The sequence below is a fragment of the Mesorhizobium sp. M0276 genome (genome assembly GCF_040321755.1).
Classification (GTDB): Bacteria; Pseudomonadota; Alphaproteobacteria; order Rhizobiales; family Rhizobiaceae; genus Mesorhizobium.
In genome coordinates, this window is the sequence record NZ_JAMYSC010000095.1 from 1 (window position 1) to 16,471 (window position 16,471).

Consider the following 16,471-nt stretch of genomic DNA (forward strand, 5'->3'; position numbering starts at 1 on the left):
TGGCCCTCTTCCTTGGCGCCCTTGGACTTGGGGGCTTTCTGTGGGCCTTGAGAAGCGGTCAATATGAAGATCTCGATGGAGCCGCCGAACGGATCCTGATCGATGGCGACGACGGCGCGGAGAAGACCACTCGTTCCAAGTGACTCAGATCAACGCGCCGCGGGTCGGGATGTCCTATCGTCGTCCGACGAAAGATCAGGAGGGTGAGGATGCAAGCCCAATCCATAATGACAAAGCCAGTCATCACGACGCATGCGAACGCAACAATCGCCGAAGCGGTCGAGCTCATGCTTTCAAGCAAAGTCAGCTGCCTGCCGATAACGAACAGCGACGGCACCCTGGTTGGCATTGTAAGCAAAAGCGACTTCTTGCGCCGAGAGGAACTCGGAACCCAGCGTGTGCGTCCGCGCTGGCTGGAGCTTGATCTTGGCCCGGGCACAACCGCCCATGACTATGTGCGCTCGAACGGACGGATCATCCATCAGGTGATGAGCCCACAGGTCATCTCGGCGCCTCCTGGCGCCTCGATTGCAGATGTTGTCGACCTGATGATGCAACACCGCATCAACAATGTCCCGATTGTCGATCGGGAAAGGGTCGTCGGCATCATCACGCGAACTGATTTGCTGCTTGTGCTGATCCGCGCCATCTCAAAACAGGGCACCACGCCACCCGATGACGACCTGATCCGCAAGGCTATCCTTGCCGAACTGCAGCCACAAACCTGGAGCGGTGGTGACTTGATCGATGTGAGGGTCAGCGACGGCGTTGTCGAACTGAAGGGGACGATTGTCGACGAGCGTCAACGGAAGGCAGCGATCGTTGCGGCTGAGAAGGTTGCCGGCGTCGGGCAAGTCAAGGACGGCCTCCTCCTCAGTACGGATCCGTTCTCGGTGATGGTTTCGTAGCTGCGAAAAAAGCGGGCACGCCAAGCAGAGTCCCTTTGGTTCTGCTCCCTTCCACATCACTTGGACATGAGGCCTTCGGCGAGTTCCTTCGGCGTCTAGCGCCCGTCATGGTCGGAGAGCACGCTGTCGGCAGCAAGACGCCCGTCCTGACGGAAATGCGATGGCCGCTGCCTGTTTTGGTGGGGCTTGGACCGGGGCTTCCTGTGGACCTTGAAGAGCGGCCAATACGAAGATCTTGACGGCCCCGCCGAGCGGGTCCTTATCGATCGGGAAGATCCGCGAGGCTGAACCGGCTGGCGGCGCCAACGATTGTGCGGATGCTGGTCGTCAGTCGACCTAGTCTTCGCTGGCGCTTGCCCGCGTCATGACGATACGGCGCGCGTGCGAAGAACGGATCAGCCAATATACGTTGCCGAACCTTTGGCCAGGAGGGGCACGCCGGTTGGGAAGCCGACCATTCAGAATGCCCAGACATGCAGACCTTTTCACGGCAATCGACCACTCGACCGTGAACCCGCCGCTGCCGGGTTTGTCGACCCTGGTTGATCCAGATCAGCGTTATCTCTTCAACGGCGTGGTTTCATTGACCCGTCTCTGAACGGAGAACGCATGTCTATCGACGCTGGGGAGATGAGCGGCAAACCGTGGGTGATTGCGATGCTTCAAGAGCGCTTCGTATCGCAGATAGCCGCTATGGCGGCACGCTGATGGCCGGCTCTGTGGAAACATTCGACATCATTGTCGTCGGAGCTGGGCCGGTCGGGCTTGCCTTCGCAGCATCGCTCGCCCGGAGCCGACTCAAGGTGGCAGTGGTTGAACGGCAGTCGCTCGACAGCCTGGCGAATCCGGCTTTCGACGGTCGCGAGATCGCGCTGACCCACGCATCAGTGAGAATCCTGCGCGAGCTCGGCGCCTGGGACGCCATCCCCGCATCGGACAAATCACCGCTTCATGGCGCGCGCGTGCTCAACGGATCGAGCCCTTTCGCCCTGTGCTTCGATGCTCTCAGCCGATCTGGGGAACCACTCGGATTTCTGGTCCCAAATTGTCAGATCCGCGATGCCCTGTTCAAAATTGTCTACTTCCAGGACCATGCCCGGCTGCTGTGCGGCAACTCGGTCGTCAATGCAACAAATAGCGAAGACGAGGCGGTCATAACGCTTTCTGATGGCAGGCAATTGGCCGCTCGGCTGCTCGTCGCAGCGGATTCGCGTTTGTCCGCGATGCGCGACCTGCTCGGCATTGGCGCAAACATCCATCCGCTTGGCCACTCCATGCTGATTTGCCGAGTGAGGCACGAGCGCTTCCATCACCAGATCGCGGTCGAATGGTTCGACCACCATCAGACCATCGCGATGTTGCCGCTCATGGGAGGCGTGTCGTCGCTGCTTCTGACTTTGCGCTCAAGTGAGGCCGACAGACTGTTTGCTCTCGATGACGAATTGTTCCTCATGGAATTGATGAACCGGTGTCGAGGACGTCTCGGAGAGATGACCCTGGCAAGCACCCGCCATGCCTATCCGCTGGTCACGACCTGGGCGCACAAGTTCTCGGCTCCGAGTGCGGCACTGATCGGAGACGCTGCCATCGGCATGCACCCGGTGACCGCGCATGGCTTCAACATCGGCCTCAGCGGCCAGAAGCAACTCGCTCATAAAATACTGACAGCATGTCGCGCCCGCCGCGACATTGCCGATCCCGACATGCTCGGCAGATACGAAAGCCGGCTGCGGCTGTCGGCGGCGCCGCTCTATCATGCCACCAACATGCTTGTCGGTCTTTACTCAAGCGAGCACCCGGCGGCACGGCTTGCAAGACATGCTGGGCTCCGCTTTGCCCAACATCTTCCCTTTGTCCGCCATGGCATTTCGGCCATGCTCAGGCGGTGAATCGCACAGAGCGCTGCCGCTCTGGAACGCTGTCTCGGCGAGGCTTCCTTGTCTTGCTGGCGCGCGTCGTCGCGGGGCAAGGCTGTCTCCTGGTGACGTTGCCGATCATGGCATGATTCGGATCAAGGCACGCGCGCGGGCGAAGCCTTGATGATTCGGCAATGCTAAGCCAAAGGTGTGACCCGAAGCATGGTGAGCGCACTGGTTACCCTCGCTGGGTAGTTAACCCGTCCTTCAGTGGGCTTGCATAGGTTTGGTCCTCGCGAACAACGACGCAAGCAAGCTGGTCCATTCATGGCACCCCTAAAGGAAGAAGAATCGCTGGAGGCCAAAATCCGTCAGGATCAGCTTGCTGACCTGAGGGCCGGGCTCTTCGTGTCGATGCCGATAAGCGCGATCCTGTCAGGCCTGATTTGCGCGGTGCAGGCCCTTTCTGGCGGCGGCTTTGCCGCTGCAAGCTGGTTCCTGGTCGTCAATGCGCTAAATGCCGCCCGGCTTGCACTCGCCCGTTTTCAGCTAAAGGAAACGGGGCGCCATCAGGATTTGCTTGGCGTTTTGCCGCGCCTTCGCATGTTTGGCGTCCTTGCCCTTCTGGCAGGGTTTGCATGGTCCTTCCCGGCCGTCCTGACTGTTGGATACACAACACCACAAGCACCGATGCATCTGGTCATACTGGCGGGCATTTCAGCTGGTGCGGTTACATATGGCAGTTCGTATGCCGCGGCGGCGACCAGCTTCATCACACCTCCACTCCTCATCACGGTGGCGTGCCTTTTGGCGAAAGGCAATTTTGAACGCTACATTCTGGCTTTCACCGTTCTGCTCTTCATGGGCGGCTTGGTCCGAGCTTCGTTTGTTGGGCAGGCGCGCTTCCGCGAAGCAAGCCGCCTGAGACATGAGGCAGAGCGATTTGCGTCGGAAATGGAGCGCAACTCCAGGGAGGACCATCTGACCGCCCTTCTCAACAGGCGGGGCCTTGAACACGCCATCGGTCGGTTCAAGACCGCGGATGGCCCCTTCGTGGCAATGCTGATCGATCTGGACGGCTTCAAATCTGTCAACGACACCTACGGTCACAGGACCGGTGATGAACTGCTTGTCATGATCGCTCGCCGCATAGAGCAGGAAGCACCCGAAGGCTCAACGCTCGCTCGTATCGGCGGCGATGAATTCGTGCTGGTTTTTCCCTCAACGAGAGCTTCGCTTTCTGCCAGTGATCTCGCCTCCAATATCATAGCCAAGATTGCTCGCCCCTATATCGAGGTCGCGTCCGTTCGGGTCGGGGCATCGATAGGGATATACTTGGCGCAGACGCCGAGCCTGACTGAAATGTTGTTGCGGGCGGATATCGCCCTGTATACGGCCAAGCGCCATGGCAGGAACGAATTTTGCCTGTTCGATGCCGAACTCGACAGGGAACTGCAACGTCGCCAGTCGATCGAACGGGATCTTCATTCGGCGATAAAGACGGGAAGATTGCAACCTTGGTTCCAGCCGATCGTGAAACTCGAAACCGAGACCGTGGTCGGTTTTGAAGCCTTGCTGAGATGGTCCCATCCGACGCATGGTGCCATCTCTCCACCCGAAATCATCACGGCCGCACGCGAAACCGGAATGCTTCAGCTGCTGACGCAAACCGTATTCGCCGACTGTTGTGCTTTTATCGACGGCTTGGTGAAAGCTGACTGTCGTGACATTCGTGTGGCGATGAATGTTTCCCCTCGCGAACTGGAAGCCGGCGATATCGACGACATGGTTCTGGAGGGTCTGGCGGCAAGAGGCCTGCCTGCGACGATGTTCGAAATCGAGATTACCGAAGAATCGCCGGTGGACCCGGACAGAGTGGATGAAAAGCTCGGACGGCTTTCACATGCCGGTATTTCCATCGCGCTCGATGACTTCGGCACCGGCTTTTCTACCTTGGCATCTCTCAAGGACCGTCGGATACGCAAGGTGAAAATAGACCAGGGCTTCATTCGCGGCTTGGCCAAGTCCCGAGAGGACCGACTGCTTGTCAAATCGGTCATCGAACTCGGTGACATGCTCGGGATCGAGGTCATGGCCGAGGGCGTCGAAACAGAGGCTGATCGGCAAACCCTGCACAAGCTTGGCTGCCGAACCGCTCAGGGCTTCCTCTTCTCCAAGGCTGTGCCTTTGATGCAAGCACTGGAAGTGGCAGTCAAACAGCACGCGAACCAGTTGTGACCGCTCCCGCCGCGCCGGCCGTCGCGGCCGTGCGCTGCCGAATTTGGCTACAGAGACTTGCCTGCTCGAAACACGTGGCAGTGGGCGTTGTGCATCAGCCGGCGAACAGTTCCTTGTAGCCGGTCGTCACCATCCAGTTCGCACGGTCGATATGGCTGCGAAGAGCTTTGCGGGCGCGGACCGGGTCAATGGACGGGTCGATGCCGAGAATGCGCTCGGCCATCTCCTTTTCGCTGGCATTGTCGGCGCAGGCATCCAGGATCCGCAGGTAGATCGTGAAATGCTCCCTGTCGTAGCTCGTGAGGTTCTCCGACCAGGGGACTTCATCGCTCAAAGTTGAGCTTCGAGTCTCATCTGTTCCCATTGGTCCATTCATGCCTGCGAACCTCGCCTGTGAGCGCACGCAGTATATCCCAAAATGGGATAATCCGAAACCGGGATTAGTCGCTGATCCGGTCTTTACCCGACCGGTTCGCCTCCATGCCCAAATCCCTTCGATCGCCCCGCCACCAGCGTTTTCTGGCCCAGCTGGTTTCGCTGCGCAAGGCCAAAGGCCTGACCCAGGAGCAGCTGGCTGACAAGCTTGGTCGTCCCCAATCCTTCGTGGCCAAGTACGAGGGCGCAGAGCGGCGTCTCGACGTCATCGAGTTTCTCGACATAACTGCGGCCATTGACGCTGATCCGTGCGAGATTCTGTCCAGCCTCCGGTCCTAGCGGGCGCGCCGCATCTATCATGATCCGGACAGGAATATTGTCTAGGACAATGCCTCAATTTGTTGAAAGGCGAGCGCTGGTTTTCGGAGGAAGCCGCGCGCACGGCGGCGGTGCCTTTGGGTTCTCGACGTAACTGCGCCGCCTGACCAATGTGCGAAAAAACTTGGCGCGCGCCCGCGCGCCTGACGACGCGCACCAGGTGCTCGTGAACCGAGCCCGCTTTTCTTCGGCAAGCTCAGGCGGTCTCGGCCATTCGGCTTCGCCCCTTGGCGTGGGCAGCCCTTCGGGCTGTGACGGCCGCCGCCCTTGCGGGCGGCGCGGTTTGTCTGTTGGCCTTTCCCGGTGGCGCGGGGCGGGCGGCACTCCCTTCTAGACCCGCTGCGGCAGCCCGCAACCCTTCGCGTGCCGCGCAGGGTCCTCCTCTTCGTTCCGGTCCTTCGGATGCGGTCCGCCTACTAGGCGGGCCCTTCCGGTCGCGACTCGCCGCCCACCCCGCTTCCGGGGAAAGGCGCGGCGATTGGTGAGCGGAGGATGAAACGATGCATGCAAACAGCAAGCGTACCACCAGCGGAGAGGCTGGCGCAGGCAAGGGCAGGCGCCCGGGCGCCAGCCTTTATCAAGAGATCACCGACCGCATCATTGCCGAGCTGGAGCGCGGTACCGTGCCATGGGTCAAGCCATGGGGCAGCGCAAAAGCAGGCCTCGGCCTGCCGAGGAATGCGTCCACGGGGCGCAGCTATTCCGGCATCAATATCCTCATCCTGTGGGGCGCCGTCATCGAGCGCAGCTATCCCAGCCAGAATTGGCTGACCTTCCGGCAGGCGCTTGCCCTGGGCGGCAATGTCAGGAAGGGCGAGCGCGGCACGACCATCGTGCATGCCGACCGCTTTGTCCCCAAGGACGAGAAGGAGCGCGCACGCCACGAGGGCGATGCACCACAGGCCGTGCCTTTTCTGAAGCGCTTTACCGTCTTCAATGTCGCGCAGTGCGACAATTTTCCGGAACACCTCCATGCCCCCGCCGAGCCGCTGCCTCAGTGCGAGATCGTGCCGCAGGCCGAAACGCTGATTCGCGCCAGTGGTGCGGATTTCAGGGTCGGCGGCGATCGCGCTTTCTACATGCCGGGCAGCGACCACATTCAGGTGCCGCCGCAGCCAGCGTTCCATCAGCAGATCGACTATTACCGGACCTGCTTTCACGAGCTTGGCCACTGGACCGGCCACCCGACGCGGCTTGCTCGCGACCTCTCCGGCTCGTTCGGCTCCAAGGCTTACGCGCGTGAAGAATTGGTCGCCGAAATCACTGCCGCCTTCGTCTGCAGCAATCTCGGCATCGAGCCGACCGTGCGTCACGCCGATTACATCGGCTCATGGCTGAAGGTGCTGCGCGAGGACAACCGCGCTATATTCCGTGCCGCCAGCCTCGCTTCGAAGGCCGCCGATTTCCTGCTTGGCCTTCAGGCCGATGCCGAAGGCGAGGCGCAAGAAGGGATTGCGGCATGACGATGCACCATGCTCAACTGGCCGACGCCGCAAAGCGAGCAGATGCCCATTTCTGACGGCGCCGGAACTCACCGGCCCGATGCTGAACTATGCCGATCTGCATCGCCAAGGTGCGCCCCGAGCCGCAGCGCGCAGCCAACGAGTCAGTGACTGCCAGCCTTGCCGGCTGCAAGGCTGACGCCGCATTCGGCAATATGCGGCACAAGCTGTTGGCCCTGCTCGGATCACCGGACCGAGAATAGCGTGGTGGCCGGCGGCAATCGCGACCCCTTGCTGCCGCCGGCATGTTCGCGCGCAAGGTGGGCGCTCTGCGACGACAATATCGTGCGCGTCGTGGGCATATGGTGGCAACCGGACGATGCCTTTTCGATCGCTGCGCGACGAGGAAATCGCCGATTCGATGCTCACCGAGATCGGCTTCAAGCATGTCGCCGACAGCAATTTCGCCTGGAAGGACGAGTCCCAAACCGAGACTACCCTGGCGTCGAGAATGGCCGCTTCAGGTTGAGACCTGGCTGCCGCGCTGGGTGAAATTCCCGGCCGAAAGCTACACCAGCCGCGAGGCCTTCCTATTCGCCGATCTGTGCGCAAGGAAGCAGTCGCTGTTCGTGCGCGAATAGTCGATCAGGGCCCGAGCGGCGTTTTCTCGAGTACTGCAGCTAAGGACGCGCGCGCCGCTCCGGGCCGCGCCGGCTCCGATTGATCGTCTTGCCGAGCCAGTGCCGCGTGCGATAAATTCCAACGCCAATTCGCCCCATTTCGGCAGCCCCGCACCGCCCGCATTACTTGCTGAGGCGCCAGGCGCGTGGGTCCAATTGCCAATCCGATTGCCGAGAGAGCCCGCGCCGCCGGCCCCCCGCATATTGCCGCCTGCTCGTTGTGCCCCCGATCGCGCAACCTGTCTCCATTGTGTCTCAGGGACCATTCCCCTGCGCCTGGCTTGACGACCTATGGGCGGATCCGGCCCGCCCGAAACCCTCGCCGGCAGCTTTTTTCCCCGCCGCCTGCGGCGGCTTCCTCGCGCCGCTTCGCTTCAAAAAAGCTCCTCGCTCGGGTCCTCCGCTATCGCTGCGGCCGTGCCGGTTCCGGCGGTCCGGACGCGCCCATCACGGTCCGCCATCGCAGGGGAATGGTCCCCTGCGAGCACCAAGAGGAGACTGAAAATGACCGCAATCGGATACGTCACCAAACAGGAAAACGGCGGCTACAAGGGCCAGCTCAAGACGCTCAGCGTCCGCGCCGACATCGACATCGTGCCCAATCAGGCAAAGAGCGCCGACACCCATCCCGACTTCCGGGTGCTGACGCAAGGGGTCGAAGTGGGTGCGGCCTGGATCCGCACCGGCGAGACCTCCGGCAAGGACTATGTGAGCCTGTCGATTGCGGCCCCCGAGTTTGGCCCGCGCAAGCTCTACGCCAATCTGGGCCGCGCCGCCGGCCAGGATGACGACGACACTTACGCCATCATCTGGAACCCGGTCGACTGACCGGCCGACCCGCAAAGCCCTGCGCCGCCAACCGGCGCAGGGCCTCTCTCAGGACCCGTGAGGCCGCCGAAGGGGGCGGCGAAAACTCGCCCCCCACTCTTCGCCCGTCCCCAAAACGATCTCGCTCGCCGATCCTCGCCTCGCTTGCCCGTAACGAACCGAGGATCATCATGGACGACGAAAACGAACGCGCAGCCCGCGCCAAGAAGGGCAGTCCGTTTCTCAACACCGCGCAGGCGGCCTTCTATATCGGGCTGTCCCAGCGCACGCTGGAGAAGATGCGCCTCAAAGGCGGTGGCCCACAATTCCGCAAGCACGGCCGCTATGTCCGCTATCACATCGACGAACTCGACGACTGGTCGAAGGGGCACGCGCAGGAGACCGCGCCCGAGGATGGCGCGCACGAATCCGGCTCGGCCGGTGAGGGAGGCCGCTCATGAGCCGGCGTCCCACCATCCGTCTGATCGGCAGCCATCTGCGGCGCATTCGAGCCCGCAAGACGATCGTCGTTGCCACAATCGGCCTTGGCCTGATCGGCTTCGCCGCCTTCGGCAAACCATCGCCTTGGCTGGTCTGGAACGCCTCGGCGAGTGCGCCGGTCGGCCTCTATCGCGTCGCATCCGGATCGCCCGCTCGTGGTGATCTCGTACTCGTCCGCCCACCAAGACCGGTCGCCGATCTCGCCGCCGAACGCTTCTATCTGCCCAGCAACGTGCCGCTGGTCAAGCGCCTTGCGGCGCTGCCCGGCGAGCATGTCTGCACCTTCGGCGACGCCATCATCATCGGCGGCGAGATAGCCGCGCGCCGGCTTGCAACCGACACGCAGCACCGTCCGCTGCCTTGGTGGAATGCATGCCGAAAACTCGCCGCCGACGAGGTTTTCCTGCTCGGCAGCGATAAAGATCGCTCGTTCGACAGCCGCTATTTCGGGCCGGTGCCGACCGAAAACATCATCGGGAGGCTCGTGCCGCTATGGACCGAGTGACCCTCCTTATGCTGAGCATGGCGTGTCTCGCACCATGCTCCTGTTCCGCCGCGACCAACACGAAGCCGATCGTCATCTCCCATAGTCCGCAGCTTGCAAGATGGCAGCCCTTCGTAGCCGAAGCAAGCCGGCGTTTCAGCATTCCACAGACCTGGATTTATGCCGTCATGGATGCCGAAAGCCGGGGGCAGACGACGCTCAATGGGCGGCCGGTCACGTCGAGCGCCGGCGCCATTGGCCTCATGCAGGTGATGCCAGGCACCTACGAGGAGTTGCGCACAGAGCTCGGCCTGGGAGCCGCCCCGCACGACCCTCGCGACAACATTCTGGCAGGCACTGCCTATCTGCGCGCCATGTATGACCGCTTCGGATTTCCAGGCCTGTTTGCAGCCTATAACGCCGGGCCGGAGCGCTACGAGCAGCATTTGCAGCGCGGGCGACCGCTGCCTAGCGAGACGGTTTCGTATCTGGAAGAGATCAAGGCGGCGGGCATTTCGGCCGCCGATATGGACGCGCTCACCGGCAAATCCCGTTCCAAAAGCGCGCCGGAAATCCCGTCCGGGCAGTCGCTGTTTTTTCTCCGAAACGGTGTTTCCGTGACCGGCCCGAATGGCCAACTCCTGGTGCCGCTCGGATCGGAGCGAGCAAGGTCAGGCCGGCCGGATCGCAGGTGAGGGCAGCGGCTACCGTGGTTCGGGCGGGGGCCAGGGGGGGCAGGTGCGCGGAAGGCAAGATAAAGGCAGCGCCTCCTGGAGGCCGCGAAGTCTTTGTCTGCACATCGTTTTCCCAGGAGGTTGCCTCCGGGTCCAGGAGGGTCTGGCGGGCAAGCCTCTGATTTCGCTGCTGGTTCATCGGAGGCCGCATGCAGGATGACGAATTCACGCCGAAGCTCGGCAAAATTGGCTGGCGCGGCTCGAAGGCGGGCAAACGCTACGCTGGCCAGGTGCAGGCCGCGGTCAACCGAGCAGGCGGCAGGAGCGGACGCGGCAGCCGCTTCATCGGAAGCCGGGTGGGGCGCGGCGGGGCTGCTGCCACAGTTCTTAGAGCGCGCGACCGCCACGCGGCGTTTCGGCAGCGGCGCGCAGTCGTCAAGGCACGCATCGTCAAGCTGGCCGGCAAGGGAGTCGACGGGGCTCGTGCGCACCTCCGCTACCTCCAGCGCGACGGCGTCACCCGGGAAGGCGAGCGTGGCGAGCTCTACGCTGCCGACAATGACCACGCGGACGGCAGGGCCTTTCTCGATCGCTCGAACGGTGACCGTCATCAGTTCCGCTTCATCGTCGCCCCTGAAGACGGAATCGAGTATGATGACCTGAAGCCGCTCACCCGGCGCCTCATGGCGCAAATGGAAGAAGACCTCGGCACCAGGCTAGACTGGGTGGCCGTCGACCATTTCAACACCGGCCATCCTCACACCCACATCATCGTGCGCGGCAGGGATGATCACGGCGAAAACCTCGTCATAGCGCGGGACTACATCTCCTCGGGCTTGCGCGAGCGCGCAGCCGAACTGGTTAGCCTCGACCTTGGCCCGCGCACCGACCGCGAGATCGAGCAGCGCTTGCGCCAGGAGATGGATCAGGAACGCTTCACCAGCATCGACCGGCAGCTGATGCGCATGCGCGACGATGAGGGGTGTGTCTCACCGGCCAGCCGAGACACCTTTCGCCAGACGCTGCACCAGGGCCGCCTGCGCAAGCTCGAGCGGATGGGCCTCGCCGAGGAGATGCCTGCCGGTCGCTGGCGCTTGGAGGATGAGCTCGAAGCCACGCTACGCCGCATCGGTGCGCGCGGCGACATCGTCAAGACCATCCATCGCGAGCTGACCGGCAAGGGGCTCGTCCGCAGTGCCGCCGACCATCTTATCCACGATCGATGCGACGGGTCGGCTCAAACCGTGGTCGGACGTGTCGTCGGGCGCGGGCTGGCCGACGAAATCACTGACCGCCATTACCTCGTCGTCGACGGCGTGGACGGCAAAAGCCACTATTTTGATATCGGCAAAGGCGAGGCCACCCAACCGACACCAGAGGGCTGCATAGTGCGGGTCAGACCGAGGGACACCGGGCCAAGAAAAGTCGACCGCACAATTGCCGGCATCGCCACGGTCAACGACGGGCGCTACAGCATCGATATACATCTCAAGCATGACCCCTCGGCCACCGAACGCTTTGCCGAAACGCACGTGCGGCGACTGGAGGCGATCCGCCGTGCGACCGGTGGCGTCGAGCGCGAGCCGGACGGCACATGGACAGTCGCGCCCGACCATCTCAACCGCGTCGCGGATTACGAGCGTCAGCGAGCGAGGGCCCAGCCTGTTGTCGTTGACAAGCTCTCATCAATGCCGCTGGAGAGCCAAGTAGGCTTCGACGGCGCCACCTGGATCGACCAGGAGCTGGTATCAGCCCACCCTGAGTCCTTGCGCGACTCTGGCTTCGGTCGCGAAGTACGTCAGGTCCAGGCCCGCCGACAGCAGTGGCTGATCGCGCAAGGTCTTGCCCATGATGCGCAGGATCGGGTCATCTATCGCGCCAACATGCTTTCAATGCTGCGCCAACGAGAGCTGAACCGTGTTGCCAGTCAGCTCTCGGACGAACTCGGGCTCTCGTATTCTGAAGCGCAGCATGGCAATCGAATAGACGGAACGCTGCGCCGCTGCGTCGAGCTCGCCGGCGGAAAATACGGTGTCATCGAGAAATCGCGCGAGTTCACGCTGGTGCCTTGGCGGCCGGTGCTTGAGCATCATATCGGCAAGGAGGTGTCTGGCGTGGTGCGCGCCGAGGGGATTTCCTGGACGATCGGACGCCAGAGGAGCGGGCCCGGCGTTTCGTGAATGGCTATAATTTATTTGTCCGCGTTGAAACAGGTTCTCAGCCCAGACGGAGTTCCTCCGCTACCGCCTTCAACTCACCGGAGAAAGCATGCGAAAACAGAAGGCTCGCGCCCACGCTCTTGACGCAGCCGCAAACACCTGAATCAATAACAAGGTCGGTCGAAGCGGCCGCTCATGATCGCGTGAAATACCTGCTCACGATCAAATGAAAGTTGCGCTCACCATCACGTGAAATGGCTGCTCACGATCAGCGAAATGCGCAGGCAGAGGGGGTGTCGGGCTGAACATGGACCCGTGATGGACATAATTGCCACGCGAATCTTCATGTTCCCCTAACCGGCCGGAACGATTTCCGGGCAGGCTCAACAAATTAAGGAGTAGCTCGTTCCGTGTCCAAGCCCAGACAAGTCTTGGTTTTCTCACGGGCGCGATACAAAAGGCACAGGCTGGATTTGGCTGCCGGAGGCGGGGCTTGTCGACCGCTCGATGGAAAGTGAGATGCGAGGCGGAGAATCACCCATGTGCAGAGCGGCAAGGCGCTCGCCTACCTCCCTGTCATTCACCGTTAGCCGATGGTTTAGACGAAGATAGTCCGTCCATGTCGGCGTGCGGAATGTCTCGGTCCAAAGCGTCGACTTCTGAAGGTCGCGCTGGAGGGTCCAGTCCCGCGCACCGGCGCGGCTCTGAACGCGCCGCCTTTCGCGCATGCAGCTCAGAAATTCATCGATACTCTCCTCGAGTATCGAGTACTCCACCTTGATCACGATCGGACCGCTCCTGGGCTTCAAAGGGAGGGCCAGTTCTGGTGGCCTGAAGTCGACGGCCGCTTGATCCGATTCCTCCCATAGCCGCACCGGCAATAGCTTTCCCACAGCCGCGACCAGCAACAGTGCCGCTGCAGCACCTTCCAAAGCCGACGTCAGCGAATAGTACTGCGCGACAGCACCCCAGATCCAGCTGCCCGCTGCCATGCCGCCGTAGGTCAAGGCGTAATAGATGGACAGGGTGCGACCAACGACCCACCTTGGGCTTGCCAACTGCACACACACGTCGGTTCCGGTCCAGGTGACAACCCAGCCAGCGCCACCGATTGCAAGCGCGATCGCCGCCACAGCCACCGACGATGTGAGGGCCATCAAAAGGCAGCACGTTGCGCAAGCAACGGATGCGAGCGTGATCAATCGGTTCTGGGACGTGATGCGTCTCAAGTAGTTGCTGCCAATGCCGGCCATGAAGGCGCCTGTACCGAAGCCGGCCAATAGAACGCCGTAAACAATTGGCCCTCCCGCCAGATGGTCGCGAACCAGGAGGGGGAGCAGAGCAAGGATCGAGATGCTTGACAGCCCGAACAGGGTTGCACGCACAATCGCCACTCTGATCTCTGAGGATATTGCCGTGAATCGCATGCCATCATGAATGGCCGTAGTCATTCGCTCGCGCGGAAGAGGCGAAGAGCGAACTTGCCACTTTGAGCGCAGAACAGCGCTCAACGGAACCAGGTCACTTAGCGCAGCGAGGGCGAAAGCGGTAAGGGGGCCCAGCAAAGCTAAGATTACACCGCCCAGCGCCGGTCCTATGCTGCGAACCACGTTGTACCCCACCGACATCAGCGTCACTGCAGCGGGTATGTCGCGCTTTTCCAGGATATCGCCTACGGACGCGTGCCATGCTGGATCGTTCAAGGCAAAGCCGCATCCGGCCAAGAAACTCAGTCCCAGGATCAGCCATGGACTAACAAAGCCCAGTCCCACCGCGAGTGCCAGCGCCGTGGATGCCAGTGCGATAAGGCAGTGTCCGGCAAGCATCACGCCGCGGCGGCTGAAGCTGTCTGCAATGGCTCCAGCAAGGATCGACAAGAAGAACGCAGGCAATGTCGATGCAGCCTGTACGAGCGCAACCATCAGATCGGAGGCTGAAATCGTGGCCATGAGCCAGCTTATAGCCACGCTCTGCACCAGCCAGCCAAGGCTGGATATCTGCGTGGCTGTCCAGATAGAACGAAAGACCGGGTTGTGAAGAGGGATCAGTGTGTTTGCCGCAAGGCGCGGAGGATCTTGACGCCGCATCACTTCTTCACCTCCACTGGGTGTCGTTCTTCCGCTCATTTTGCTTACAGCGGTGCGCTCTCTGCACAGACTGCGTCACAACGAAGTTCCGAGATCGCGCTCGCAACAAGGACAATGTCGCATCCACGGTGCTGATGCGCGTTCAGGTACCAACCTGGCCGTTAGCTGATGGGTCCCGCAGCCCGCTTGGTGCGGTCAGTTCTGCCCTGCGACTCTTGGCTTTGGACGGTGCTAGCGCCCCGATGGCCGGCTTGTCAAACTGCCGTAGTGCCAGCACATCCATCCCATCTGTTGACCGCGATCTCCGACGAGGTCGAGCAGCAGTAGGTCAACGGCAAATCTGGGTATTTCCGCTTCCGGTCGAGCGCGTAGCCATCGTCCGGACACCCGAAGACGTTCATCACCCATGCGACCACGCGCCGGAGACGATGCGACACGGCGGTAGCGGTTCACCAGAGGACGTGCGTTCTACTCAGCAGGAACATTGTTCTGCCGATCGTCGGCTGCGCCAGCCGCCACGTAAAGCGGCGCCAGCGTCATTGGACTCCCGCTTTGCAGGTTTCGCCTAGGGCCTGCATCAGGTCATCGATAATGTCCTGAGGATGTTCAAGCCCTACAGAAATTCGCAGCAATCCGCCTGGCGCTTTGGACTTCGCACCTTCGACGGATGCGCGATGCTCTATCAGAGAATGCGTCCCGCCAAGGCTTGTCGCCCGGACAACAATCTTCAGGCGGCCGGCCACGGCCATTGCAGCATCGGCTCCGCCCTCGACGATAAAGGATAGCATCGCTCCGTAATGGCTCATTTGCCGCGTAGCAAGATCGTGTCCCGGATCAGTTTGCAAACCAGGAAAGAGCACTTTTTCCACGCGCGGATGAGACGCTAGGGCCTCGGCCACTTTCTGTGCGCCTTCGCAATGGGCGCGCATGCGGACAGGCAATGTCTGCAGGCCCCGCAACGCCAGCCAACAGTCGAAGGGCGCTGCGACGCTGCCCTTGTGTTTCTGGACCATCCGCAATGGGCGACCGAGGGGTGACGCGTTTGGGACAATGACGACACCGGCCATCAAATCCGAGTGGCCGCCAATGTACTTTGTCGCCGAGTGCATCACCGCGTCTGCCCCGATTTCGAGTGGCAGTTGAAGCACTGGGGTGGCCCACGTATTGTCCACCACCGCCAAGGCGTCTGCCTCGTGCGCGATTGCGCAGATGGCCGCAATGTCGACAACGCGGATCATCGGGTTTGACGGCGTCTCGACCCAGACGAGGCCAGTCCGCTTCGATGTCACTGCGGCGCGCAAAGCGTCCAAATCGCGCATGTCGACGGCGGCAAAGTCGAAGCGAGACCCAATGTCGGTCTCTTCGATCAGCGAACGAATGCCGAAATACATGTCATCCGGCAGAACGATCCGATCCGCCGACGGATGGCTCTCAAACACTGCAGCGATTGCGGCCATGCCCGACGCGAAGGCGATGCCGTGTTCCCCTCCCTCGAGCGTGGCCATGGCCGCCTCGAACGCATTGCGTGTCGGATTTCCATCCCTTGTGTATTCGAAGCCGGACGGAAATGACCCGTTGACACCGCGTTCGAACGTCGTGCTGGTGTGCAGCGGCATGGATACGGCCCCCGTGGCCGCGTCGACCCCTCGGCCGCAGTGGATCGCCTTCGTCTCAAAACGCATCGGTTATTTCCTTCCTAACGGGCAGTTGCAATTTCGCCCCGGTCATTATACTGACCGCAATAGGTGAGCCGAGGTCCTAAGTCAATATAATGACCGATGTTACGACAGCGATGGGTTCCGAGCAGGTGCTTGGCAAAGCGATAGCGGTTCGAATCCGAGACTTGAGGCGCGACCAAAATCTGACCCTGGATCGACTGGCA

General features: G+C 61.6%; 16 protein-coding genes and 1 pseudogene. 13 read left to right on the plus strand and 4 right to left on the minus strand.

The window, feature by feature from the left end:
• From ccoS (NKJ01_RS34375) to NKJ01_RS34395, 5 genes and pseudogenes are all read left to right on the plus strand, one after another.
• On the plus strand, nt 1-143 hold a 143-nt coding region (gene ccoS, locus NKJ01_RS34375), incomplete at its 5' end, for a cbb3-type cytochrome oxidase assembly protein CcoS (RefSeq protein ID WP_352734922.1).
• A 66-nt stretch (nt 144-209) separates the two neighbouring features.
• Nucleotides 210-908, plus strand: a complete 699-nt coding sequence (locus tag NKJ01_RS34380; RefSeq protein ID WP_352734902.1) for a CBS domain-containing protein — start codon at nt 210-212, stop codon at nt 906-908.
• A 195-nt stretch (nt 909-1,103) separates the two neighbouring features.
• Nucleotides 1,104-1,196: pseudogene (gene ccoS / locus NKJ01_RS34385) on the plus strand (cbb3-type cytochrome oxidase assembly protein CcoS); the annotation flags it as partial.
• Nucleotides 1,197-1,615: 419 nt separating this feature from the next.
• Nucleotides 1,616-2,797, plus strand: a complete 1,182-nt coding sequence (gene ubiM, locus NKJ01_RS34390) for a 5-demethoxyubiquinol-8 5-hydroxylase UbiM (RefSeq protein WP_352734904.1) — start codon at nt 1,616-1,618, stop codon at nt 2,795-2,797.
• A gap of 294 nt (nt 2,798-3,091) precedes the next feature.
• On the plus strand, nt 3,092-5,002 hold the full coding sequence (locus NKJ01_RS34395) for a putative bifunctional diguanylate cyclase/phosphodiesterase (protein WP_352722636.1): 1,911 nt from the start codon (nt 3,092-3,094) through the stop codon (nt 5,000-5,002).
• Nucleotides 5,003-5,096: 94 nt separating this feature from the next.
• On the opposite strand, the gene NKJ01_RS34400 is transcribed toward NKJ01_RS34395, so the two are convergent.
• Nucleotides 5,097-5,378, minus strand: coding sequence for a DNA -binding domain-containing protein (locus tag NKJ01_RS34400; protein ID WP_081731037.1), 282 nt, complete (start codon nt 5,376-5,378; stop codon nt 5,097-5,099).
• A gap of 104 nt (nt 5,379-5,482) precedes the next feature.
• Here NKJ01_RS34400 and NKJ01_RS34405 point away from each other — a divergent pair, with 104 nt between their 5' ends.
• The 8 genes from NKJ01_RS34405 to rlxS all read left to right on the plus strand — a co-directional run bounded on the left by NKJ01_RS34405 (nt 5,483) and on the right by rlxS (nt 12,523).
• Nucleotides 5,483-5,716, plus strand: coding sequence for a helix-turn-helix domain-containing protein (locus tag NKJ01_RS34405; protein WP_023735803.1), 234 nt, complete (start codon nt 5,483-5,485; stop codon nt 5,714-5,716).
• Between the two features lie 539 nt (nt 5,717-6,255).
• Nucleotides 6,256-7,218: an ArdC family protein gene (locus NKJ01_RS34410; RefSeq protein WP_352734906.1), complete on the plus strand. Its 963-nt coding sequence runs from the start codon at nt 6,256-6,258 to the stop codon at nt 7,216-7,218.
• Between the two features lie 358 nt (nt 7,219-7,576).
• Entirely contained in the window at nt 7,577-7,726 is a 150-nt protein-coding gene (locus tag NKJ01_RS34415) for a hypothetical protein (protein WP_352734908.1), read from the plus strand.
• Between the two features lie 655 nt (nt 7,727-8,381).
• Complete coding sequence (locus NKJ01_RS34420) at nt 8,382-8,705, plus strand: DUF736 domain-containing protein (RefSeq protein WP_023762782.1); 324 nt, start codon at nt 8,382-8,384, stop codon at nt 8,703-8,705.
• Between the two features lie 170 nt (nt 8,706-8,875).
• Entirely contained in the window at nt 8,876-9,145 is a 270-nt protein-coding gene (locus NKJ01_RS34425) for a helix-turn-helix transcriptional regulator (RefSeq protein WP_023735797.1), read from the plus strand.
• Complete coding sequence (locus NKJ01_RS34430) at nt 9,142-9,690, plus strand: S26 family signal peptidase (protein ID WP_352734910.1); 549 nt, start codon at nt 9,142-9,144, stop codon at nt 9,688-9,690. Before NKJ01_RS34425 ends, NKJ01_RS34430 begins: the two co-directional genes overlap by 4 nt.
• Nucleotides 9,691-9,707: 17 nt before the next feature.
• Nucleotides 9,708-10,364 (plus strand): lytic transglycosylase domain-containing protein, encoded by a 657-nt coding sequence (locus NKJ01_RS34435; RefSeq protein ID WP_502905948.1) that lies wholly within the window; start codon nt 9,708-9,710, stop codon nt 10,362-10,364.
• Nucleotides 10,365-10,552: 188 nt separating this feature from the next.
• On the plus strand, nt 10,553-12,523 hold the full coding sequence (gene rlxS, locus NKJ01_RS34440; protein WP_352734914.1) for a relaxase/mobilization nuclease RlxS: 1,971 nt from the start codon (nt 10,553-10,555) through the stop codon (nt 12,521-12,523).
• 419 nt (nt 12,524-12,942) lie between these two features.
• Here the strand turns inward: rlxS and NKJ01_RS34445 are convergent, their stop codons facing one another.
• From NKJ01_RS34445 to NKJ01_RS34455, 3 genes are all read right to left on the minus strand, one after another.
• Entirely contained in the window at nt 12,943-14,589 is a 1,647-nt protein-coding gene (locus NKJ01_RS34445; RefSeq protein WP_352734916.1) for an MFS transporter, read from the minus strand.
• A gap of 536 nt (nt 14,590-15,125) precedes the next feature.
• Nucleotides 15,126-16,271, minus strand: coding sequence for a trans-sulfuration enzyme family protein (locus tag NKJ01_RS34450; protein ID WP_352734918.1), 1,146 nt, complete (start codon nt 16,269-16,271; stop codon nt 15,126-15,128).
• Between the two features lie 14 nt (nt 16,272-16,285).
• Nucleotides 16,286-16,471: hypothetical protein (locus tag NKJ01_RS34455; RefSeq protein ID WP_352734920.1), on the minus strand; the 186-nt coding region annotated here is incomplete at its 5' end.